Raw genomic sequence first — 21,236 nt, 5'->3', positions numbered from 1 at the left:
GGGATCAGTCATGGCTCGGACTCAGTCGAAGTGTGGCGCACGGACACGAGCCGGCGGGCGATGCGGAAACCTCGCCATGGTCGGGACATCGCGTTGCCGACTACATCAAGGCCCTTGGTCGAAGATAGGAACGGCCGACCGCAAGGCGAAGGAAGCGAAGGAGAAGGTACGGAAGTCGCGCAAGAAGTGACCTGTTGACCGCCGACGCTGCTGCGGGCGGTGAATACACGGCGAAAACGTCGCCCGTGGACACCCGTGGTACGGAAACCCACAGGTCAGCCGACCAACGAGAGGTCATGCGCCAGGCGCCTTCTAAGCGCTTGGCCGCAGGTTCGAGTCCTGCCGGGGGCGCTCCGTTTTTATCGCACGCCCCTCCCCTTCGGGAGGGGCGTTTTTGCTGGTCGGGGGCAGGTCGGCCGGAAGGGCGTCGGCAGGTGGGCCAGGGCCGGGTTGCGGGCTCTCGCAAGCTGCGGCGGAGGGAGATCTTCCGCAGTAGCGTCGTCTTGCGGAACACGGGCCACGGGAGGGCACGATGGACTCTGGAGCAGCTTCTTCGGACGGGCGCACGGTGGTGGGAGGGGCCAGGGTGCGCGACGTGGTCCGAGAGGTCGTGGCCGAGGTCGCGCCCGAGGAACTGCCGCTCGTTGAGGCGCTGGCCCGGTTCGACGACGCCACGGTCGTGCGGCGGCTCGGACGCCGGGGCGGGCGACGTGAGCCGCTCGGGTTCGGGCTGGGCGAGGTCGCCACGATGGTGGCCCCCGTGGTGTGGCTGGTGGTGGACGAGGCCGCGCGGCAGTTCGCGGCGGCTGCCGTGACCGGAGCGTCCGGCGGGATGAAGTCCGTACTGCGCAAGGTCCTGCGCCGGCCGGCCACGCCGGTTGCCGTCCCCGCCCTGACCCGTGAGCAGCTCGCCGAGATACGCCGGCGCGTGGTGGAGTCGGCCGTGCAGCGTGGGCTGGGTGAGGGACGCGCGGCGGTGATAGCCGACGCGGTGGTGGCCAGGTTGGCCCTGTCCGCACCGGAGGATCAGTCGTCGCAAGAACCCCCCGGCTCCGCCGGCCCGTCCGGAAGCGGCACTCCGGCCCAGGGCTAGCGCGGGATGACCACGACACTCCCCCGGGTACGGGTCGACGAGCGGGCGATGGGCGCGGGCACAACGCTGCGCTTCGTGCTGCTGGTGGCCCTGATGCTGGTGAGCTGTGGCTATGTGATGGGCGGTGTCAGCCGAGCCGTCTCCCACCGGTCCGGCTTCGGCTACTTCGGCTGTCTGCTCGCCTCCGGCGGCGATCCCTTCCAGGGCTCCCTCCTGGACAACCTGATCACCGCGGTCGGCCAGGACAAGGCGTACGAAGGCTGTACGGCCCGCTACGAACCGTCGCTGCCCTGGTGGGTGACCCTCGCCTGGCCCGTCCTGCTGCTGGCCGTGGCGGGCGCGTTGTTCTGGGCGCTGCCCGTGTGGAAGGCGCGGCGCGGCCGGGTCGTACCGCTGGCGGCCGTCGACAACGACGGCGAGATCCTGCGTGTACTGAAGGAGTTCGCGGCGGTGGCCGGACTGGCCCGTGTGCCGCGGGTCGTCGTCGATCCGGCGGCGGCCTCGACCGGCGCGGTGGTGTTCGGCAGCAATCGCCGCCCGACGGTGTGCCTGCACGGAGGTCTGCTCGCCCGCCGGCACACGGACCCGGACGGCTTCCGGGCGGTGCTCCTGCACGAACTGGCCCACATTCGCAACGGCGACGTCACCCTCACCTACGTCACCGTCGCCGCCTGGCGGGCGTTCGTGGCCGTGGCGCTCGTGCCCAGTGTGGTGTTCCGCATCAGGGGTGCCGTCACGCTGTCGCCGATGTACCGGCCCGCCGAGGTTCCGGCCCTGACGCGGTTCTTCGCGCTCATGCTGTTCATGGTCGTACTGGTATACCTCGCCCGCTCGGACGTGCTGCGCAACCGGGAGATCTACGCGGACCGCGCCGCGGTGCGCTGGGGCGCGGATCCCCGTGGCTGGGTCGTCCCGGCAGGGGGGCCGCCGCGGGGCGTGGCGCGGCGGGCGCTCGCGGCGTTCGTCGAGCTCTGGCGCACGCACCCGCGCTGGGATCTGCGCCGGGACTCCCTCGCCGATCCTGTCGCGCTGTTCGGCGTGCGCGCGCTGCCGCTGTTCCTGACCGGATCCGCCGCCACACTGATCTACTACCAGCTGGCCGGAACGACGCAGCAGTGGGACGGCCGGTGGGCGGACTACGTACGGGCGTCGGCCTCGGCCGCATTGATCACCGGAGTGGTCGGGGTCGCCGTGTGGCGGGGGGTGGTCCACGCCGTGCTCACCTCGCGCCGTGTGCCTTCGGGCGTGCGCGCGGGGCTGTGGCTGGGAGCCGGGATGGCTGCCGGCGAGCTGGTCGTGAACGACGTCGCGGTCTTCCGATGGCTGCCCGCCCGGCCCGAGTTCCTCGCGCTGGCGGTGCTCGCGGGGGTGGTGATCGTCTGGTGGACCGCACAGTGCGCCCACCTGTGGGTCCGGGTGTGGCGGGGGCGGACGATCCACCCGGCGATGCTGCTGGGGCTGGTGACCATGTGCCTGGCGTTGTCATCGTGGTTCGTGTGGTGGAAGGGCAGTGGCAGTTCCTTCGCGATGGGGCAGCCTTTCAATCCGGCCACGCTGTACGAGGCGTCGGGACTGGCATCCGTCCCGGCCCCGTACCGCTCCACACCCGCCGGGATCATGGTGAACCTGCAGCGCCTGGCCGACCGGCCTCTCGCCCTTCCGGCCGTCGCGGCCCTGTGCGTCGTGCCGCTACTGGCCTGGCTGGTCCGGCCGGACACCGCCACGCCCGCCTGGGCACGCGACGCCCTGCGGGGAAGCGAGGACGCGGGGATGGCGCGGGAAGCCTTGCCGCCACTGCGAAGAGTGCTGTTGGCCGCGGTGCTCGGTGGGGCGGCGGGCTGGGCGGCCTTCGCGGGCGCGGCGGCCCACCTCCACACCCGGCAACCGGCCGCCGGGCAGCTGACACGGCTCTATGTAGTGAACTATTTCGGGTGGGTGCTGGCGGCCTTCAGTGTGGGTGCGGCAGTGGCCGCCCTCCTCGCGAGCGTGCGGGCGCGCCGCTACCGGCTGCTCATCGCGCTCGTCGCGGCCGAGTCCGCGGCGGCGGTGGCCTTCGCCGGGATGTTCGTACTCGCCTCCTTCGACGGATGCGTCCAGCCGCTGAACGTACTCGTCCGGTCCTGCGACTGGCGTCCGGCCTCGTCGTGGGAGGTCCTCCATTACCTCTTGGGACCTGCTCTCCTGCTCGCCGCGGCCACCGCTGTCGTCGCGGCCGCGGGCGTGTCGGCGATCCGGCGCGTACGGCGGCCCGCGATGACGCCCGGCACCGCAGCGCGTCCGGCCGGAAGGGAAGGGAATCGGCCGGCCGCCCAACGCCTCTGGGCAAGCGTGTGGTGCGCGGCGGCAGTGGTTGTCACAGTGACGGCAGTGCTGCCCGATACACATGGGGCCCCAGGGCAGGGCGTCATCGCGCGCACACGACCGACCGCGTCCGCGCCCGACCGTCCGCCGATGACCGCGCCCACCTCCGCCCGGACACGCGGGGTACAGGTGCTCGCCTGGCACTCCTACGGCGGAGGAGAGCTGATCAACCGTTTCCTGGATTCCTCCAAGAGCTTCACCGAGCTCCTCGTCAAGGGCAACGGCAGAATCGACGAGTCCCGCGTCCGCCCCTACTGCACCGCCTTCGGCCGGATCGCGCGGGACGCCGAGGAATTCTTCCGGGTGCCCGACCCGCAGGCTCAGTCGCACTGGCAGAAGTTCGTCACGCGCTTGGAGAGCGCCGGCCGGACGTGCGAACAGGCCACGCGGCAGTCGAACGGGGACCTCCTCATGGTGTCGGTGAAGGACCTCGTGCAGGCGACCGCCGCGGCCGATTCGGCGAGCGCGCGGATGGACACGGTGAGGCGCGAGGGCGACCTCTAGGAGTGAGGGCGACCTCCAGGCACCGCACACGGTCCGCGCGCTATGCGTCCCGATGCATGGTCGATGCATGCCCGACGGATGTCCGGCGACCAGCAGCAACCATCAGCGGACGCTGCCGTTCGGGGGGTGGATGTGTTTCAGTGGGGCGGACGGGAGTTGGGGGGTTGGTGTGATGGACGGGGCTTGGGTTCGGGTGCCTGTGGGGCGGGACGCTTCGCGGTGGGTCACTCGGGGGCGCTGCCGGCGGGTTCTGTTCGTCGTGCACAACGTGACCTCCGCTTCACGGCTGCTGGATGTGCTGCCGTTGTTCGACGACGATCCGCGCGTGCAGATGCTCGTCACCTGCACCGGGTCGTCACCGTTCCTCGCCGGCGTGCCCGAGCTGATGGCGGCGGCAGAGCTGCCGGTGCTGCCGTGGGAGCAGGCCACGGCCACGCCCGTCGACCTCGCGATATCCGCCAGTTACGGTGGTCAACTGGAGTTGATCGACGGCGAATTGGCCGTTCTGTCGCATGGTGCTGGCTACAATAAGAAACTGGCGACACCGGACACCGGACACCGGACACCGGACACCGGACACCGGAGATCAGAGACCAGATGCGCCCGTCTTCGGGCTCTCGCCCGACTGGCTGTTGTCCCACGGGCGTCCCCTCGCCTCCGCGACCGTACTCTCGCACCCCGAGCAGCTGGACCGGCTGCGTCTCGCCTGTCCCGAGGCGGCAGAGACCGCCGTGCTCGCCGGGGACCCGTGCTTCGACCGCATTCTCGACGGGCTGCCGTACCGGGAACGGTACCGGCGCGCCCTCGGGGTCACGGCGGGGCAGCGGCTGATCGTCGTCAATTCGACCTGGTCGCCGGGGGCACTCCTCGGCGACGCCGGCGAAGATGAGGGCGGGGACCTGCTCCCGTCCCTCCTGCCCCGGCTGGCGGCCGAGCTGCCCGCCGACGAATACCGGACCGCCGCCGTCCTGCACCCCAACATCTGGCACGGGCACGGCCCCGGACAGGTGCGGTCCTGGCTGGACCGTGCCCGCCGGGCCGGCATGCTGCTCGTACCGCCACTGGAAGGGTGGCGGCAGGCGCTGATCGCCGCCGACTGTGTGCTCGGTGACCACGGATCCGTGACCTACTACGCCGCCGCCATCGGCATCCCCGTCCTGCTCGGTGCCTTCCCCGACGGTGCGCTCGACCCGGATTCACCGGTCGCCGCGCTGGGCCGCGTCGCACCACACTTGCGGCCGTACGAGGGGCTGCGCGCGCAGCTCGACCGGGCCGTCGACACCCACGAACCCGACCGCTACCGCGCGCTCGCCGACCAGGTCAGCTCCTCCCCCGGCCGGTCGGCGGCGCTCCTCCGACGGGCCTTCTACGACCTCATCGGCCTGCCCGAACCCGAGGACCGGCCCGCCCTGCTCGACCGACTGCCCCTTCCGGCGTACGAACCGGCCGAACGCACCGCGCCCGTCCGCGTCCTGACGCGACTGGTCGGTACTGGACCGCCCGAGATCGCCGTGGTGCGGTACGCCGATGCCCGGGACGAACCGGAGGACGGTGGCATCGGCTGGGACGCGCACACCGCCGTGCACGAGGACACCCGGGACGCCGACCGGCTGCGGATCGCCGATGTGATCGTGCGGTACGCGGCCGCCGACGACCCGCGCGTCGGCCCGCCCGCCGCCTGGACCGCCGAGATCCTCGCGGGCCACCCCGGCTGCGGGCTCGCCGCGTACGTGACGGGCCCGGACCACTGCACCGTCCGTACCCGTGCCGGCGAGCTCGTCCGGCTGGCCGCCGCACCCGACCGCGACGGGCGGGCCGACCTGTGCGATCCGGCCGCCTACGCCTCCGCCCTGCACGCCTGGGTCGGCGGCGGCAAGTCGCTGGAGGAGGCGACCGGCGCCGGTATCACCGTCGTGACGGGGGACGTACGGCACCACGTGAACGTGAACGTGGAACGGCTCGGGTGACTCATGTGACGTCCAGATCCGCCAAGCGGGCGTCCAGCCGGGCCATCGCCCCGCTGTCGCCGGATTTCTCGTAGAGGACGCGCGCCAGGCGCAGGTGGCGGACCTCGTCCGCCGTGTCCCCCAGGTCGGCGGCACAGCGTGCCCGCAGTTCGGCGGCGTCCGCCTGCTGGAGGACCGCTCCTTCCGCTTCCATGACGGCCAGGGCCTCGTCGAGGGCCGTACGGGCGGCGGCCGGGTCGGCGGCGGCGAGGTGGGTCTCGCCGAGGCTCATCCGTACGCGGGCCTCGTTGTAACCGTCGCGCCGGGGCAGCTCCTGAAAGCGGGCGAGGGCCTGGTGGAGGTGGCGTACGGACTCGGCCGTGCGCCCCTGGCCGCGCAACGCACGCCCTATGTGGTGTTCCAGGAGTGCCAGGGCGCGCGGTACATCCTGTGCGCCGTCCTCGCCCGGGGCGATGCCGCGCAGGACTCCCTGGGCCTGCCGGAAGCGGTTCTCCGCGTCCTCGTACCGCCATTGCCGCAGGTACAGCAGACCGAGGGACTCGACAGCGGTGGCCTGGCCGCGGCGGTGACCCGCGCGTTGGTCGGCCGCCGCGGCGGCGGTCAGTTCGTCCTCGGCGTCGGACGGGCGCGCGAGTCCCATGTAGGCGAAGGCGAGCTGGGTCCGCATCCGGCCTTCCGCCCGGCGGTCGCCGAAGGCGGAGGCGCAGCGGCGCGCGGCCTCGACACCCCGCAGGTGGGTCGCGACCCACTGTTCGTGGAAGCCGAGGCGCAGGTGCAGTCCCCACAGGGCCTCGCACAACTGCCAGGCCAGCTCGTCGAACCCGTACTCCTCCGCGGCGCGTACGGCTTCGGCGAGGTTCTCCCGCTCGCGGCGCAGGTCGGCCAGGGCCGCTCGGGCGGACTCGGGCGTGCGGTCGTCCGGGCCGGGCGGTTCGGCGTAGGCGGGGCCCAGATGCCAGCGGCCGGGGATGACGCGCGCGTCGGCGGCCGCGGCGAACCGCAGATACCAGGTGAGCGCGCGGCGTACGGAGGCGGTCCTGGCCTCGCGGCTGTCCTCGGCGTCGGTGCGGCGTTCGGCGTGCCGGCGCACGGAGTCGTGGAAGTGGTAGCGCTCTTCGCCGACTTCCTCCAGCAGATGGACGGCGGCGAGGTCGTCGAGGAGGGCGCGGGCCTCGGCGTCGGTGATGTCGGCGGTCGCTGCCGCCGCTCCCACGGGGATGTCCGGCCAGGGGCGCAGGCCGAGCAGCCGGTAGAGGCGGGCCGCCTCGGGAGTGAGGTCGCGGTAGGAGAGGTCGGTGGTGCGCTGGACGGCGTCGTCGCCGGCTGTGGCCGGCCCGCGGTCCGGATCGGGGCCGGAGCCGTGTACGGGGCCGGCGTCCAGGGCGGCGAACTCCCGCTCCAGGCTCTCCCAGCTCAGATGTTCCCGTACCGCCACGCGCGCGCCCGTCTCGCACAGCGCCAGCGGGATGCCCCCGCACCGTGCCGCGACCGCCTCCGCGTGCGGGCGCTGCGCGGCGAATCGCTCCGGCCCGGCGATGCGGGAGAGCAGGCGCACGGAGTCGGCCTCGGACAGGGGACCGAGGGGGATCGGGTGGGCGCCGTGGTCGCGCACGAGCTCCGGCAGCCGGTGCCGGCTGGTGACGATGACCAGTGATCCGGGCGCGGCGGTGAGGAAGGGGGTGATCTGGGAGGCGCTGTGGGCGTTGTCGAGTAAGACGAGCAGCCGTCGGCCGGCGGTGCGCTCGCGGTAGAGGCCGGCCTGCGCCTCCTCGTCCGCGGGCACCCGGTCGGCCGGTACGCCGAGGCTGTGCAGGAAGCGTACGAGCGTCCCGGAGGGGGTGACGGCGGTGGCGGCGGACTCGCCGCGCAGGTCGGTGTAGAGGTGACCGCCGGGGAAGCGCTCGGCGAGGGCATGGGCGCAGTGCACGGCCGTGGCGGTCTTGCCGACGCCGCCCGGCCCCACGAGGGCGACGACGCGGGGCGCACCGGCGTGTCCGTACCCGTCGGCGGGCGCGGCGGCGCCGTCCGTACCGTCCAACAGCGCGGTGACAGAGGCCAGTACATGCTCCCGGTCGGTGAAGGCGGCCGTGCCGGGCGGGAGGAGTCGCGGGGCCACGACGGCCGCCGACGGCAGGGCGGTGTCGCGCAGGAGATCGGTCTCGCGCAGCCAGGCGGCCAGGTCGCGGGCGAAGGCGGGCTCGCGGCGGGCCTGTTCGACGAGCAGTTCCGCCAGGGCGCGGCGTTCGTCGGCGCCGGTGGGCGCCGCGGGCGGGAGGCCGGGGCCGTCCGGACCCATCGGTGCGGGGTCGGCGGGATCCTCGTCCCGGCGCCGCATTCGCCGCACGAGGCCCGCCAGTCCCTCCGTGGTCCGTCGGCCCATCTCACCCGCCGCGCCCGACAACGCCCCCGAGGTCGCCGTGTCGACGGCCGACAGCACCGCCGCCATCGTGAACGGATCCATGTGTCCTCCCCCACTCGCCGATTCGGTCACGCTATCGGGAAGCTCCCGATCTTGTGCCGATTCGGCCGCGCCTGTGGACAACGAGCGGGCGAGGCTGTGGAAAACCCCGGGCTCGGGCGCACGCATGGCGCCCGCGAAGGGAATCGGGGGCGCCACACGGGACGGTCCGGGACGGAGGACACCCGGTACCGCCGGCTGCTCGCACGCGGTCCGCGGGGCGGCTGCCCGCGGACCGGGAGATCACGTGTTGACGCAGGTGTTGCCCGATGCCGGGTTGAGCAGGCCGACGATGTCGATGGAGTTGCCGCAGAGGTTGATCGGGATGTGAATCGGGATCTGGATGACGTTGCCCGAGACGATGCCGGGGGAACCGGCGGCCACCCCGGCGGCACCGGCGTCGGCCACGGCGCTCCCGGTCAGGCCCGCGAGCGCGGCGCCGACGGTGAGGGTCAGGACGGCTGTTCTGGCGATTCGTGACATGCGGAGACACCTTTGCTCGGTCGTTCTGGGGGCGCCCGACCGGTGACGGCCGGGGTGAGGCTCAACGTCCGTTAGTCACAAAGGTTTCGTACACGCAGCGGACGGGTGATTCACTAATTCAATGGTGTATTCCGGTCATTTCGCCGGGCAGAGCGAAGAGTGGGACCGGTGCCTCCAGCGGGCCGGACGGGGGTGCGGCCGACCGCTTTAGCGCGGCTTTAGGGACGTGTGGCGCAATGAACGGTCTGAAAGGAGCCGCCCCATGATCCGTTACCTCGTCAGCTTCCTTCCCTGGATCGCCTACGCGGTCCTCGCCAGGAACGACGACTGGCGCAACGGCGCGCTGGCCGGGCTTCTCGTCGCCGTCATCCTGGTCGTCATCGACCGCCGGTCCGGGAAGAAGTGGGACGAGATGGTGATCGAGGTGAGCGCCGCCGTGTTCTTCACGGGCATCACACTCCTCTCCTTTCTCTCTCCTCACTCCTCCCTCATGCCGTACGGCGCGGCCCTCGTCGACGCCTGGCTGGCGCTCACCGCGTTCGGCTCACTGGCCGTCCGCCGGCCGTTCACGCTCGGCATGGCGCGGCGCGCCGCGCCGGAGAGCGTGTGGAAGACCCCGCTGTTCTTCAAGATCAACGTAGCGATCACCACGGCCTGGGCGCTGTCGTTCGCGGTGGCCGCGGTCGCGCTGACCGTGCTGATCCACCAGGACCCCAAGGCACTGGTGGCGGCGATCGTCATCAAGACGGTCACCTTCGTGGTGCCGGTGGTGTTCACGATCCGCTACCCCGAGATCGCCCAGGCGCGGTTCTTCCGGGCCGAGGCCGCGGCTGAGCAGGCAGCGGCCCAGCGGGCAGCCGCCTGACCGTTCAAGGTCGCACGGCACGCCCCCGACCACCGTGTCGGGGGCGTGCGGCTTTCCTCCCCCGGCCGCCCGGCACTTCGTGTCGTGCAGCTTGCTGCCACCGTCCCCGGCTGGCCCTGCCGCGGCGTGATCACGCACTCTGGGTCACAAGGCTGTCCGGCCCCACCCGAGCAGACGTGATGACAGATCGGCCGCGCGATGAAGTTCCGCATTCTGGGCCCCCTGGAGATAGATGCCCCGGAGGCCGAGGGAGCGGGCTCCTGCGCCCCGCGCGCCGCGAAGCCACGGGCACTGCTCGCCGCGCTGCTCGTACGGGCCGGTGAGGTGGTGTCCGTCGACAGCCTCATCGAGGAGCTGTGGCGAAACGATCCGCCGCGCACCGCGACGACCACGGTGCAGGTTTACGTCTCCCAGGTGCGCAAACTGTTGCACGCGGCCGCCCCGGCGTACGGGCGTGACGCTCTGCTCACCCGGTAGCCGGGCTACGAGCTTCGCCTCGACCCCGCCCAACTGGACCTGAGCCGCTTCGAGGAGCTGCACGAGAAGGGCCGGCGAGCACTGGAACGGGGCGATTTCGCGTCCGCCGCGCACTCGCAGCGCCAAGCGCTCGCGCTCTGGCGCGGGCCCCTGCTGTCGGACACCCCGCACGGCCCCCTGCTGGAGGCGACGGCGGTACGCCTGGGCGAGGCCCGGATCGCGGCGCTGGAACAGCGCGTACGGGCGGACCTGCACCTGGGCCGGCACCGGGAGCTGATCGCGGAGCTGCGCTCGGTGACGGCGGAACACCCCCTGCGGGAGGAGTTCCACGGGCACCTCATGCTCGCGCTGTTCCGCGCCGGGCGCCAGGCGGAGGCGTTGGAGGTCTTCAGCCGCCTACGACGCATCCTGGTGGAGGACCTGGCGATCGAGCCGGGCCGCCCCTTGCAACACCTCCACCAGCGGATCCTGGCCGGGGACGCGACTTTGTCCACGGCGGGCGCGACCCCGGCGCGGGCCTACGCGGCGAGGTCGGACGTGGCCCGGCCCTGCCGCGGGAGCCGGCTCCCCCGCAGGGCCACCAGGACGCTGTGCACGGGGCCCTGACGCCCGATGCGCCCCACGCCCGCGCGCAGATGCAGCCGTTTACCGCGGGGAACAGCGACGGGAGCGCCCCGCACGCGGCAGCCCGTCGGTCATCCCCGCTCCGCCGTCATGCGGACCGCGAACGCTTCCAGCTCCTCCCGCCAGCCCGCGGCCAGCCGCGAGCCCGCAGCCGTGCGCGAGGCCCGGTCCACCAACTCCCGGATGAGCCGTTCGGCGATGCCGCGCTCCTCCCGCTCCAGGAGGATCTCCCGCAGCAGCTCCGCGTCCCAGTCGTACTCCGGCCCGCCGTCGAGGAAGCCGCGCAGGCGCCACGCGGCATGCAAGGAGCGGGCGTACGCGTCGTAGGGGGTGTCGAGGTCGGGGCGGTCGGCGAGGGCGGCGCCCAGCCGTAAGGGGTGCCGCAGCGCGTACCAGCCGGCCGTACAGCCCCGGTCGCAGCCCGATATGCACCGCCCGGGCCAGGGGTCGTCGAGATACTCGGCGGCCATGGCCTCGTGGGCGTACGTGCCGATCACCCGGTCCACGCGCAGTTCATCCCAGATCTGCCACGCGGCGGTGGGCAGCCGCGCAGCGAGCCGCTCGGCGAGGCCGAGGGCGAGGTCGCCGGCGAGAGTGGCGGTGGAGTCGCCGAAGTGCTGGGCGTCGCCCGCCCAGCCGTTGCGCTCGTGCTCGGCGGCCCGGCTGACGTGCAGGGTGGGGATGCCCCGGCGCAGGGCCGCGTTGTCCCGGACGTCACCGCGGATGAGGGTGCAGGTGTCGAGGAGTTCGAGAGCGGCGGCGGCGTCGACGGCCTCGGATGCCTCGGGGTCGCCGCCCGCCGCGAGATAGCCGGTGACCAGGACGACGGGACGCACGCGGTCGACGCCCACCGCGACGAGTTCGGCCAGCGACTCGATCAGACCGGCGCCCCGGGTGTCGGCGGTGCGCCACCGCCGGTGTTCGTCGTTGAGGAGACCGCGCAGCCGCTCCTCCACCCGGTCGAGCATCCCGGCGCGCTGGAGCTGGGGCGCCATCGCCTGGGCCGCCGCTCGTGGCAGCTGGGGTTGCGTCGTCATCGTGTGCCTCCCTGGATCGGCTTCGGCCTGCGACCGACCCTGTCGGGCGGATGCTCCGCTCTCGTCAGCGGAGCGTGACCGGCCAGAAGACTGCCCAGCAGGGGGCGGGGGAAGCGCCGGTTTCCTGCCATACCGGAAGGGGCCGTCCGCCGCTCCCCGCCGGTCCGCCGCAAGGCGTCGCCGCCGGGACTCGCGGTGCGCCCGGCGCGCTGCGGTCCGGTAGGGGCCGGGCACCGAACGCGCCCGACCCGTACTCGGCGCACGTGAATGTGGCTCATATTGGGCTGTTGCGCATCCGCCCGAAGAGGTCGATGGGCACCACTGGCGTACGACGGCCGGGCAGCGGGCCGCCCCAGCCCACGTCAAGTCGTGCGATCCTCGAAATCAACTCCTGCGGGCCGCTCTCCGGACGCATAGCTCTGGTAAACATCAGGCCAAAAGTGTGTCCGGCCCGGTCCAGCCGGGAGATCATGGTGACCGTGCTGCCTGACGCCCCTGCCGAGTTCGCCGAACTGGACGACCTCAGCGCGGCGGCGTACGGGCACGCGGTGGAGCTGGGCCGCTTCGACGCCGGAGACATCGCCGAGCGGCTGTCCCTCACCCCGGCCGAGGTCGAACGTGCCCGACAGGTCCTGACCCGGCTGCGCCTGCTCCAGCCGATGCCCGGCGAGCCGGGTGTGCTCGTTCCCGTCGGGCCCGACGTGGCCGCCGCCGACCTGGTCGGGTCGGCCGAGCAGCGGATCCGTGACCTCCAGCAGGCCGTCACCGACGTGCGGGGCCGGTTGCTGTCCCTGAACCCCGCGTACTTCGAGGGACGGCGGCTGCGCAATCGGCTGGAGGCGTTCGACGTCATCGACGACGTCGACACCATCCAGTCGATGCTCGACCACCTCGGCTCGCGGTGCCGGCAGGAGATGTTCACCGTTCAGCCGGGCGGCGCGCGTCCGGGTGACGTCCTGGACGCGGCCCGCCGGTCGACGCTCGCCATCCGCTCCCGGGGCGTGCGCATCCGCACGATCTACCAGCACCCCGCACGCAGCGATCTCGCCACGCGCGCGTACGTGCGCGATGTGACGGCCGCGGGCGTCGAGGTCCGTACGGCGGACGAGGTCATCGACCGGATGATCGTGTACGACCGGGAGACGGTCTTCCTCCCCGCCCACCGGGGCCCGGGGCGGCCCCCGGGCGCGGCCGTGGTCCGGGAGCCGACCCTGGTGGCGTTCGTCTGCTCCGTCTTCGAGCATCTGTGGGACGGCGCGACGCCGTTCGTGCCGGAGTCGGCGAGGGCTCCGGCCACGGCCGACGACCTGCGCCGGTCGATCGTGCGGCTGATGGCGAACGGGTACAAGGACGAGGTGATAGCGCGCCGGCTGGGGATGTCGGTGCGCACCTGCCGCCGCCACATCTCGGAGATCACGGAGGAGCTGGAGGCGACGAGCCGCTTCCAGGCGGGGGTCAACGCGGCCCGGTCGGGACTGCTGGACGGCGGGGAACCGCACGGCTGAACCGGCCCCGGCCCCTGGTCCGGCACCGCGCCGCGCGCCCGTACGACCGGCCCCGTCCGCGCGGCGGCCGACTCCGCACGCCCGTCCGTACGGCATTCGTATGCCATCTGTACACCGCGCACCGGACGCCGCTACAACGGGTGCGGGCCCGGCTTTTCGGACCATGGATCCGGACCGCGCGGCGGGCGACCTCCGGGCCCGGCGGAGGCGGCGATGCGCAGGATCGCGATTGTCGGCGCGGGGCAGGCGGGGCTGCAACTGGCCCTGGGCCTCCGCGCCGGACGGCCAGGGGAGGGCCCGGGCCACGAGGTCACGTTGTACGCGGCCCGCCGGCCCGAGGTGATCCGGACCGGACGCGTGCTCTCCACACAGATGATGTTCGAGCCGGCGCTCGCTCTGGAACGCGCGGCCGGCCTGCACCTGTGGGAGGAGGAGACGCCGCGGCTGCGAGGAATGCGACTGACCGCCGCGAACCCGCCCGGCACGGCGGCCACGCACTTCACGGCGATGTTCGACGAACCGGCACGGTCCGTGGACCAGCGGGTGAAGACGGCACGCTGGCTGGAACTACTGGAGGAGCGCGGCGGCCGCGTGGAGTACGGGCCGGTGGAGCCGGAGCGACTGGAACGGATCGCCGCCGACCACGATCTGACCATCGTCGCCACCGGGCGCGGGCCGCTGTCGGAGATCTTCGCGCACGACGAGCGGCACAGCCCGTACGACCGTCCCCAGCGGATCCTGGCCGCGGCGTACGTCCACGGCATGGCGCAGCCACCGGGCGCGGGCGGCCCGGAGCTACGGATCAACCCCGTGGCGGACTGCGGTGAGTTCTTCACGATGGCGGGCACCACCGTGGGCGGGCCGTGCGGGATGTTGATGTGGGAGGCCCTGCCCGGCGGGCCGCTGGACTGCTGGCAGGACGACCCGGGCCCGGACGAGGTGGTCAAACGCTCGCTGGAACTACTGCGCAGCCACCTCCCCTGGGAGTACGAGCTGTGCGCGGGCGTGGAGCCGACCGACGCGGGCGCCGCGCTCACCGGCGCCGTCACCCCCACGGTCCGGCATCCCGTGGCACAGGTCGGGGCGGCTTCGTACGTGCTCGGCATGGCGGACGCGGTCGTCCTCAACGACCCGGTGGCCGGGCAGGGCGCCAACAGCGCGGCACGCTGCGCGGACGGCTACCTCCGCGCGATCCTCCACCACGGCGACCGGCCGTTCGACCGCACGTGGATGCGCCGGACGTTCGCCGCCTACTGGGAGCACGCCCGGCACGTGACAGCCTTCAGCAATATGCTCCTGGGCCCGCCGCCCGAGCATGTGGGGCGCGTGGTGGCCGCGGCGGCCGAACACCCGGAGGTGGCCCACCGGTACGTCAACGGCTACGCCGACCCGGCCGGCTTCCAGGGCTGGTTCATGGACGCCGATCGCGCGGACGCCTATCTGACGGCGGTGACGGGGCGGACGGCGCCGGGGGGAGTCTGAGCGCGCAGACGAGAGGGGGAGCGAAGGCTGAGATCGGGGCACTTCTCACGACGTTTTCCACAACGGAAAATCTACTGTTGCCGTTCCGGAAACTCCGTGCTTGAATTTCCGTCATGGAAACAGACGCGCACTCGCGGTCGTCCGGACCGCTCATGCCCTCGCGGGAGAGCGCCGCACGCTCCCTGGCGATGGCACAGGAAACCCGGGCGGCGATCGGATCGATCACGCCCGGCTTCTGGCACTCGGCCGTGCTGTCGGGCCTCCTGGCAGGGGTGTACCTGTCCAACCTGCTGCCCGACCCGCTGGATCTCATCGCCACGGCCGTCGTCTATACGGCCTTGATCACCTTCATCATCGTCCAGTCGCGCTCCAGCAGCGTCCGGCACCGGGTCGCCCCGCGCATGGGATGGGGCATGCTGGTCTGCGCCGCCGTGGGCCTGGTGTCCTACTGCACCGCCGCGTATCTGGAGGACCACGCCGGCATGCCGTGGATATGGGCTCCGGCGGCGCTGCTGGTCGGAGGAAGCATCCTGGTCATCGACCGCCGCTGCCGCAAGAAGGGCATACCCGCACCGTGACCGCTCCCGAAGACGGCTTCAACGAGACGATCCACGCGCCGAACCGCCTCAGGATCTGCGCCGCGCTCGATGCCGTCGAGGAGATCGAGTTCTCCACGGTCCGCGAGACGCTGGGAGTGAGCCCCTCCGTGCTCAGCAAACATGTGACGGTCCTGTGCGACGTCGGCTATGTGGAGCAGCGGCGGGCCGTGCGGGACACCCGCCAGCGGGTGTGGCTGCGGCTGACGAAGCAGGGGCGGGCGGCGTACCGCGCCCACCTCGCCGCACTGCGGGCGATCGTCAACGCGGACCTGACGGAGGGCTGAGCGGACGGAGCCCACCGAACGGACGGCGACCGCAGAGCGTATGGGGTCTGCAGAACGGACGGGTCCGCAGACGGGGTCCGCAGAACGGACGGGTCTACCGAACAGACAGGGGTCGCCGAGCGGACGAGGTCTGCCGAACAGACAAGGCCCGCCGAGCGGACGACGTCGGCCGAACGGACGGGGCCCAGGGCGCTTCACACGTCCGGATGCTCCATCACGCCCAAGTGCTCCAGCAGGACGTCTTTCAGCTCTCGTGCCGCGCGCGGGGGCGCGACGTCCTTGCGGTGGGCCACCGCGATCGTGCGCCGCATTTGGGTGCCCTCGAAGGGGGTGACACGCAGGCCCGACTGGGCGGCGACCATGCCGGGGACGACGGCCAGGCCGAGGCCGGCGCGGACGAAGCCGAGGACGGCGTCCATCTCGCCGCCCTCGACGGTGAAGACCGGTTCGAAGCCCGCGGCACGGCAGGCCGCGGTGGTGATCTCGCGGAGGTCGTAGCCGCGCCGGAACATCACCATCGGCAGGCCGGCCAGCTCGGCCACGCGCAGGGCGCGGCGCCGGGTGGGCGCGGGTGCGGAGGGTGAGGTGACGACGACCAGGTCCTCGCGGAGGAGTTCCGTGGTGGACAAGGCGGGGGCGCCGACGGCGAGGGGGGTGATGATCAGGGCGAGGTCGAGGCCGCCGCCGGCGAGGGTGCGGACGAGATCCTGGGAGCCGCCTTCGTCGACGACGAGTTCGATGCCCGGGTAGCGCGCGTGGTAGGTGCGCAGCACATCGGGGACCAGGCTGGCGCACAGGCTCGGCGGGGCGCCCAGGCGGACCCGGCCGCGTCGCAGCTGGACGACTTCCTCGACCTCACGGCGTGCGGTCTCGGTGTCGGCGAGGATCTGGCGGGCGAGAGGCAGCAGGGCCTCACCCGCGTCGGTGAGGGTGATGTTGCCCCGGGCGCGGTGGAAGAGCTCGGCGCCCAATTCCCGTTCGAGGGCGCGGATCTGCTGGGAGAGCGATGGCTGGGCGACGTGCAGGGTCTCTGCCGCGCGGGTGAAGTGGCGGACCTCGGCGAGGGTCGCGAAGTAGCGGAGCTGCTGAAACTGCACGTCGGCATCATAGATAGGGAGTGCCTATGGAAACGAGCTCGACCATGTCTTGGACGGATGGAGGTGACCGGTCCTAGCGTCAGGTGTCATGGCACCGGCGACCCGGACGGAGCGGCCTCCGTCCCCTGAACAGCCCCGATCCACCGAGCGGCCCGGGAACTCCCGGCGGTCGCGGACCGCCGAGCGGTCACGGACCTCGGGGCGGCCTCCGTCCCTCATCGGCGCGGTATGGCGGTCGACCGTCGGCAAGAAGGCGGTCATGGCGGCCACCGGCCTGATCATGCTGGCGTACCTGGTCGCCCACATGCTGGGCAATCTGAAGGTGTTCTTCGGGGCCGGGGAGTTCAATCACTACGGGCACTGGATCCGCACCATCGGGGAGCCGTTCCTGCACCACGAGTGGTTCCTGTGGATCGCGCGGACCGGCCTGACGGCCGCGGTGGTGCTGCACGGCGTGGCGGCGTACCAGCTCAGCCGACGCGACCGCGCCGCCCGCCCGAGGTCGTACGAGCGCAAGAGGCGGCGGGCGGGCTACGCCACCCGGACGATGCGGTGGGGCGGGGTGATCCTCGCGCTGTTCATCGTCTGGCACATCCTCGACCTGACCACCCTGACCGTGAATCCCCACGCAGAGGAGGGACGTCCGTACGAGAACCTGGTCGCGTCCTTCGACCGGCCGCCCGTCACCGCCCTCTACATCGTCGCGATGCTCGCCCTCGGCCTGCACATCCGGCACGGCTTCTGGAGTGCCGCGCGGACCCTGGGGGCGAACTCACCCCGGCTCGACCGGGTGTTCAAGGTGCTGGCCAATGGTCTGGCCGCGCTGCTGACCTGCGGTTTCATCGCCGTGCCCGTGGGCGTCATGAGTGGAGTCGTGAGCTGAGATGAACCACCCGTCCGAGTACCAGCACTACGTCGTCGGGGCGCCCGTCGTCGATACCAAGGCGCCCGACGGCCCGATCGCCGAGCGGTGGGACCGTCGGCGCTTCGAGGCGAAGCTGGTCAACCCCGCCAACCGCCGCAAGCAGACCGTCATCGTCGTCGGCACGGGGCTGGCCGGCGGCGCGGCCGGGGCGACGCTGGCCGAACAGGGCTACCAGGTCGTGCAGTTCTGCTACCAGGACTCACCGCGCCGGGCCCATTCGATCGCCGCGCAGGGTGGCATCAACGCCGCGAAGAACTACCGCAACGACGGTGACTCCGTCCACCGTCTCTTCTACGACACCGTCAAGGGCGGCGACTTCCGCGCCCGCGAGTCCAACGTCCACCGTCTCGCCCAGATCTCGGTCGAGATCATCGACCAGTGCGTGGCCCAAGGGGTGCCCTTCGCCCGTGAGTACGGCGGCCTGCTCGACACCCGTTCCTTCGGCGGTGTGCAGGTGTCGCGGACCTTCTACGCCCGGGGGCAGACGGGGCAGCAGCTGCTCCTGGGCGCGTACCAGGCACTCACCCGGCAGATCGCCGCCGGCCGTGTCGCCATGCACGCGCGCACCGAGATGCTCGACCTGATCGTCGTCGACGGGCGGGCGCGCGGCATCGTGGCGCGGGATCTGATCACCGGGCGGGTCAGCACCCACTTCGCCGATGCCGTGGTCCTCGCCTCCGGCGGCTACGGCAACGTCTTCTACCTGTCGACGAACGCCAAGAACTCCAACGCGACCGCCATCTGGCGGGCCCACCGTCGCGGCGCCTACTTCGCCAATCCCTGCTTCACCCAGATCCACCCCACCTGTATCCCGCGCTCCGGCGACCACCAGTCGAAGCTGACGCTGATGAGCGAATCGCTGCGCAACGACGGCCGGATCTGGGTGCCGAAGGCGCGGGGGGACAGCCGGCCGCCCGCCGCGATCCCGGAGGACGAGCGCGATTACTACCTGGAGCGCGTCTACCCCGCGTTCGGCAACCTCGTGCCGCGCGACATCGCCTCCCGGGCCGCGAAGAACGTCTGCGACGAGGGGCGCGGCGTCGGCCCCGGCGGACAGGGCGTCTACCTCGACTTCGCCGACGCCATCGCTCGGATGGGCCGCGAGGCGGTCGAGGAGAAGTACGGCAACCTCTTCGAGATGTACGAGCGGATCACCGCCGAGAATCCGTACGAGGTGCCGATGCGGATCTATCCGGCGATCCACTACACCATGGGCGGCCTGTGGGTGGACTACGACCTCCAGACCACCGTCCCCGGCCTCTTCGCCATCGGCGAGGCCAACTTCTCCGACCACGGCGCGAACCGGCTCGGCGCCTCCGCCCTGATGCAGGGCCTGGCCGACGGCTATTTCGTCCTGCCCGCCACCATCAACGACTATCTGGCCCGGCACCCGCACGACCCCGTCGCCCCCTCCCACCCGGCGGTGGCCGAGGCCGTCACGGAGGTGACCGGCCGGCTCGACCGGCTGCTGGCCAACGACGGCGACCGCACCCCCGACTCCTTCCACCGTGAGCTGGGCGAGCTGCTGTGGGACGAGTGCGGCATGTCCCGTACGGACGCGGGTCTGCGCAAGGCGCTGGAGCGGATCCCGTCGCTGCGGGAGGAGTTCTGGCGGCGGATCAAGGTGCCGGGTACGGGCGAGGAGCTCAATCAGTCGCTGGAGAAGGCGAACCGCGTCGTCGACCATCTGGAGCTCGCCGAGCTGATGTGCCTGGACGCGCTGCACCGCACGGAGTCGTGCGGCGGGCACTTCCGGGAGGAGAGCCGGACGCCGGAGGGCGAGGCGGCCCGCAAGGACGAGGAGTTCTCGTACGCGGCCGCCTGGGAGTTCACGGGGACGGGCGCGCCGCCCGTCCTCCACGAGGAAGACCTGCGTTTCGAGTACGTCCACCCCACCCAGCGGAGCTACGCGTGAACCTCACCCTGCACATCTGGCGCCAGCCGGGACCCGACGCGGCGGGTTCCATGACCACGTACGAGGTCGGCGGCATCTCCCCCGACATGTCGTTCCTGGAGATGCTCGACCACCTCAACGAGGAGCTGATCCTCGGCGGCGACCAGCCGGTCGCCTTCGACCACGACTGCCGCGAGGGCATCTGCGGCGCGTGCGGCATGGTCATCAACGGCCGGGCGCACGGCCCCGAGCGCACCACGGCCTGCCAGCTGCACATGCGGCACTTCTCCGACGGCGACACGATCGACGTCGAGCCGTGGCGGGCGGCGGCGTTCCCGGTGGTCAAGGACCTGGTCGTGGACCGCTCGGCCTTCGACCGGATCATCGGCGCGGGCGGCTACGTCTCCGTCCCCACCGGCGCCGCGCCCGAGGCCCACGCGACGCCCGTGCCCAAGCCGGTGGCCGACCTGGCCTTCGAGCACGCCGAGTGCATCGGCTGCGGCGCGTGCGTGGCCGCCTGCCCCAACGGCTCGGCGATGCTCTTCACCTCGGCCAAGGTCGTCCATCTGAACGTCCTGCCGCAGGGCGCCCCCGAGCGGGAGTCCCGGGTGCTGGACATGGTGACGACGATGGACGACCAGGGTTTCGGCGGCTGCACGAACACCGGCGAATGCGCCGTCGCCTGCCCGAAGGGCATACCCCTCCAGTCCATCGCCACGATGAACCGCGAATACCTCCGAGCCACCCTCAAGGCCCGCAAGCGGGACTGAGGACGTCAGCGCGCCCCGAAGACCTGGGTCCAGCGGGGGCCGCCCGGGGCGTGGTTGACGCCTACGCCGATTTCCTTGAAGGAGCAGTTGAGGATGTTCTTGCGGTGGCCGTCGCTGTGCATCCAGGAGTCCATGACGGCGGCCGCGTCCTGCTGGCCGTAGGCGATGTTCTCGCCGTAGGTGCTCCAGCGGTAGCCGGCGGCGGTGATGCGTTCGCCGGGGCCGGCGCCGTCGGGGTTGGTGTGGTTGAAGAAGCCGCGGGCGGCCATGTCGTCGGAGTGGCCCTGGGCCGCGCTGTCCAGGGTGCTGTTCTCGGTCACCGGGGAGCAGCCGGCCTTGGCGCGTTCGGCGTTGACCAGGGAGGTGACCTGCTGGCCCAGCGAGCCGCCGCCGGAGCCGCCGCGGACGGGGGCCTTGGGTGCCTTGGACGCGGGGCGGGCGGTCGTGGCGCTCGTCTCGGGGGCCGGGGAGTCGCTGCTGCGGCTCGCCTCGGGGGACGCGGAGGAGGAGGCCGACGCGGAGCCGCTCGGTTTCGCCGAGGCGCCGGCGGAGGCACTCGCGGAGGCCGACGGGGAGGAGTTCGACGGGAGCGGTGAGCGGCCGGCGTCCAGTGCCTTGACCCGGCTGGGCAGTTCCTCGCCGGCCTTGACGGACCGGTCCTCCTGGTCCTGGGAGTCGTCGAGGAAGTGGAGGCCGCCGACCACGCCGCCCGCGACGACGGCCAGTACGGCGGCCGCGCCCAGGGCCCGCTTCACGGGGCGCCCGCGACGGCCGGCCCGGTGACCGCCGCCCGGCGTCGCACGGTGGCCGC

Annotated in this window: 18 protein-coding genes and 1 tRNA gene; 14 read left to right on the top strand and 5 right to left on the bottom strand. The window is 72.2% G+C overall.

Translation table 11 applies throughout. The annotated features are described in order from the left end of the window. The first annotated feature begins 241 nt into the window (after positions 1 to 241). The 4 genes from J7E86_RS05695 (at position 242) to J7E86_RS05680 (ending at position 5,925) form a co-directional block, all read left to right on the top strand. Positions 242 to 351: transfer RNA gene (locus J7E86_RS05695), tRNA-Arg, on the top strand. 235 nt (positions 352 to 586) lie between these two features. Then, positions 587 to 1,093, top strand: coding sequence for a hypothetical protein (locus J7E86_RS05690; RefSeq protein ID WP_215080374.1), 507 nt, complete (start codon positions 587 to 589; stop codon positions 1,091 to 1,093). A 6-nt stretch (positions 1,094 to 1,099) separates the two neighbouring features. After that, positions 1,100 to 3,958, top strand: coding sequence for a M48 family metallopeptidase (locus J7E86_RS05685; RefSeq protein ID WP_215080373.1), 2,859 nt, complete (start codon positions 1,100 to 1,102; stop codon positions 3,956 to 3,958). A 632-nt stretch (positions 3,959 to 4,590) separates the two neighbouring features. Next, entirely contained in the window at positions 4,591 to 5,925 is a 1,335-nt protein-coding gene (locus J7E86_RS05680) for a hypothetical protein (RefSeq protein WP_251018712.1), read from the top strand. Position 5,926: 1 nt separating this feature from the next. On the opposite strand, the gene J7E86_RS05675 is transcribed toward J7E86_RS05680, so the two are convergent. Beyond that, positions 5,927 to 8,386 carry a tetratricopeptide repeat protein gene (locus tag J7E86_RS05675; protein ID WP_251018711.1) on the bottom strand — a complete coding sequence of 820 codons (2,460 nt, stop codon included), beginning with the start codon at positions 8,384 to 8,386 and terminating at the stop codon, positions 5,927 to 5,929. A 240-nt stretch (positions 8,387 to 8,626) separates the two neighbouring features. Then, on the bottom strand, positions 8,627 to 8,866 hold the full coding sequence (locus J7E86_RS05670; protein ID WP_215080372.1) for a chaplin: 240 nt from the start codon (positions 8,864 to 8,866) through the stop codon (positions 8,627 to 8,629). Between the two features lie 262 nt (positions 8,867 to 9,128). On the opposite strand from J7E86_RS05670, the gene J7E86_RS05665 reads away from it, so the two are divergent. The 3 genes from J7E86_RS05665 (at position 9,129) to J7E86_RS30790 (ending at position 10,814) form a co-directional block, all read left to right on the top strand. Then, positions 9,129 to 9,731, top strand: coding sequence for a hypothetical protein (locus tag J7E86_RS05665; RefSeq protein WP_215080371.1), 603 nt, complete (start codon positions 9,129 to 9,131; stop codon positions 9,729 to 9,731). Between the two features lie 198 nt (positions 9,732 to 9,929). Continuing rightward, a complete protein-coding gene (locus tag J7E86_RS30795; protein WP_251018710.1) occupies positions 9,930 to 10,208 on the top strand; it encodes a helix-turn-helix domain-containing protein in 279 nt (92 codons plus the stop codon). Between the two features lie 33 nt (positions 10,209 to 10,241). Continuing rightward, positions 10,242 to 10,814 (top strand): AfsR/SARP family transcriptional regulator, encoded by a 573-nt coding sequence (locus J7E86_RS30790; protein WP_308312482.1) that lies wholly within the window; start codon positions 10,242 to 10,244, stop codon positions 10,812 to 10,814. Positions 10,815 to 10,903: 89 nt separating this feature from the next. On the opposite strand, the gene J7E86_RS05655 is transcribed toward J7E86_RS30790, so the two are convergent. Beyond that, positions 10,904 to 11,869: a polyprenyl synthetase family protein gene (locus tag J7E86_RS05655; protein WP_251018709.1), complete on the bottom strand. Its 966-nt coding sequence runs from the start codon at positions 11,867 to 11,869 to the stop codon at positions 10,904 to 10,906. Positions 11,870 to 12,348: 479 nt separating this feature from the next. On the opposite strand from J7E86_RS05655, the gene J7E86_RS05650 reads away from it, so the two are divergent. The 4 genes from J7E86_RS05650 (at position 12,349) to J7E86_RS05635 (ending at position 15,739) form a co-directional block, all read left to right on the top strand. Further along, positions 12,349 to 13,374: a helix-turn-helix domain-containing protein gene (locus tag J7E86_RS05650; protein WP_308312480.1), complete on the top strand. Its 1,026-nt coding sequence runs from the start codon at positions 12,349 to 12,351 to the stop codon at positions 13,372 to 13,374. Positions 13,375 to 13,587: 213 nt separating this feature from the next. After that, positions 13,588 to 14,856 carry a styrene monooxygenase/indole monooxygenase family protein gene (locus J7E86_RS05645; RefSeq protein WP_215080369.1) on the top strand — a complete coding sequence of 423 codons (1,269 nt, stop codon included), beginning with the start codon at positions 13,588 to 13,590 and terminating at the stop codon, positions 14,854 to 14,856. Positions 14,857 to 15,044: 188 nt separating this feature from the next. Next, positions 15,045 to 15,434 carry a hypothetical protein gene (locus tag J7E86_RS05640; RefSeq protein ID WP_215080368.1) on the top strand — a complete coding sequence of 130 codons (390 nt, stop codon included), beginning with the start codon at positions 15,045 to 15,047 and terminating at the stop codon, positions 15,432 to 15,434. Beyond that, on the top strand, positions 15,431 to 15,739 hold the full coding sequence (locus J7E86_RS05635) for a transcriptional regulator (protein ID WP_308312479.1): 309 nt from the start codon (positions 15,431 to 15,433) through the stop codon (positions 15,737 to 15,739). Before J7E86_RS05640 ends, J7E86_RS05635 begins: the two co-directional genes overlap by 4 nt. A gap of 194 nt (positions 15,740 to 15,933) precedes the next feature. On the opposite strand, the gene J7E86_RS05630 is transcribed toward J7E86_RS05635, so the two are convergent. After that, on the bottom strand, positions 15,934 to 16,836 hold the full coding sequence (locus tag J7E86_RS05630; RefSeq protein ID WP_215080366.1) for a LysR family transcriptional regulator: 903 nt from the start codon (positions 16,834 to 16,836) through the stop codon (positions 15,934 to 15,936). Positions 16,837 to 16,924: 88 nt separating this feature from the next. Here J7E86_RS05630 and J7E86_RS05625 point away from each other — a divergent pair, with 88 nt between their 5' ends. Genes J7E86_RS05625 through J7E86_RS05615 form a run of 3 tightly spaced genes read left to right on the top strand, consistent with a single transcriptional unit; the run spans position 16,925 to position 20,425 of the window. Beyond that, complete coding sequence (locus tag J7E86_RS05625; protein ID WP_215080365.1) at positions 16,925 to 17,719, top strand: succinate dehydrogenase cytochrome b subunit; 795 nt, start codon at positions 16,925 to 16,927, stop codon at positions 17,717 to 17,719. Position 17,720: 1 nt separating this feature from the next. Further along, on the top strand, positions 17,721 to 19,676 hold the full coding sequence (locus tag J7E86_RS05620; protein WP_215080364.1) for a fumarate reductase/succinate dehydrogenase flavoprotein subunit: 1,956 nt from the start codon (positions 17,721 to 17,723) through the stop codon (positions 19,674 to 19,676). Continuing rightward, entirely contained in the window at positions 19,673 to 20,425 is a 753-nt protein-coding gene (locus tag J7E86_RS05615) for a succinate dehydrogenase/fumarate reductase iron-sulfur subunit (protein WP_215080363.1), read from the top strand. Before J7E86_RS05620 ends, J7E86_RS05615 begins: the two co-directional genes overlap by 4 nt. A 5-nt stretch (positions 20,426 to 20,430) precedes the next feature. Here J7E86_RS05615 and J7E86_RS05610 read toward each other — a convergent pair. Then, positions 20,431 to 21,236: CAP domain-containing protein (locus J7E86_RS05610; protein WP_215080362.1), on the bottom strand; the 806-nt coding region annotated here is incomplete at its 5' end.

It is taken from the genome of Streptomyces sp. ISL-11 (genome assembly GCF_018614525.1).
Classification (GTDB): domain Bacteria; phylum Actinomycetota; class Actinomycetes; order Streptomycetales; family Streptomycetaceae; genus Streptomyces.
This window is presented reverse-complemented; position numbering and strand designations above follow the sequence as displayed.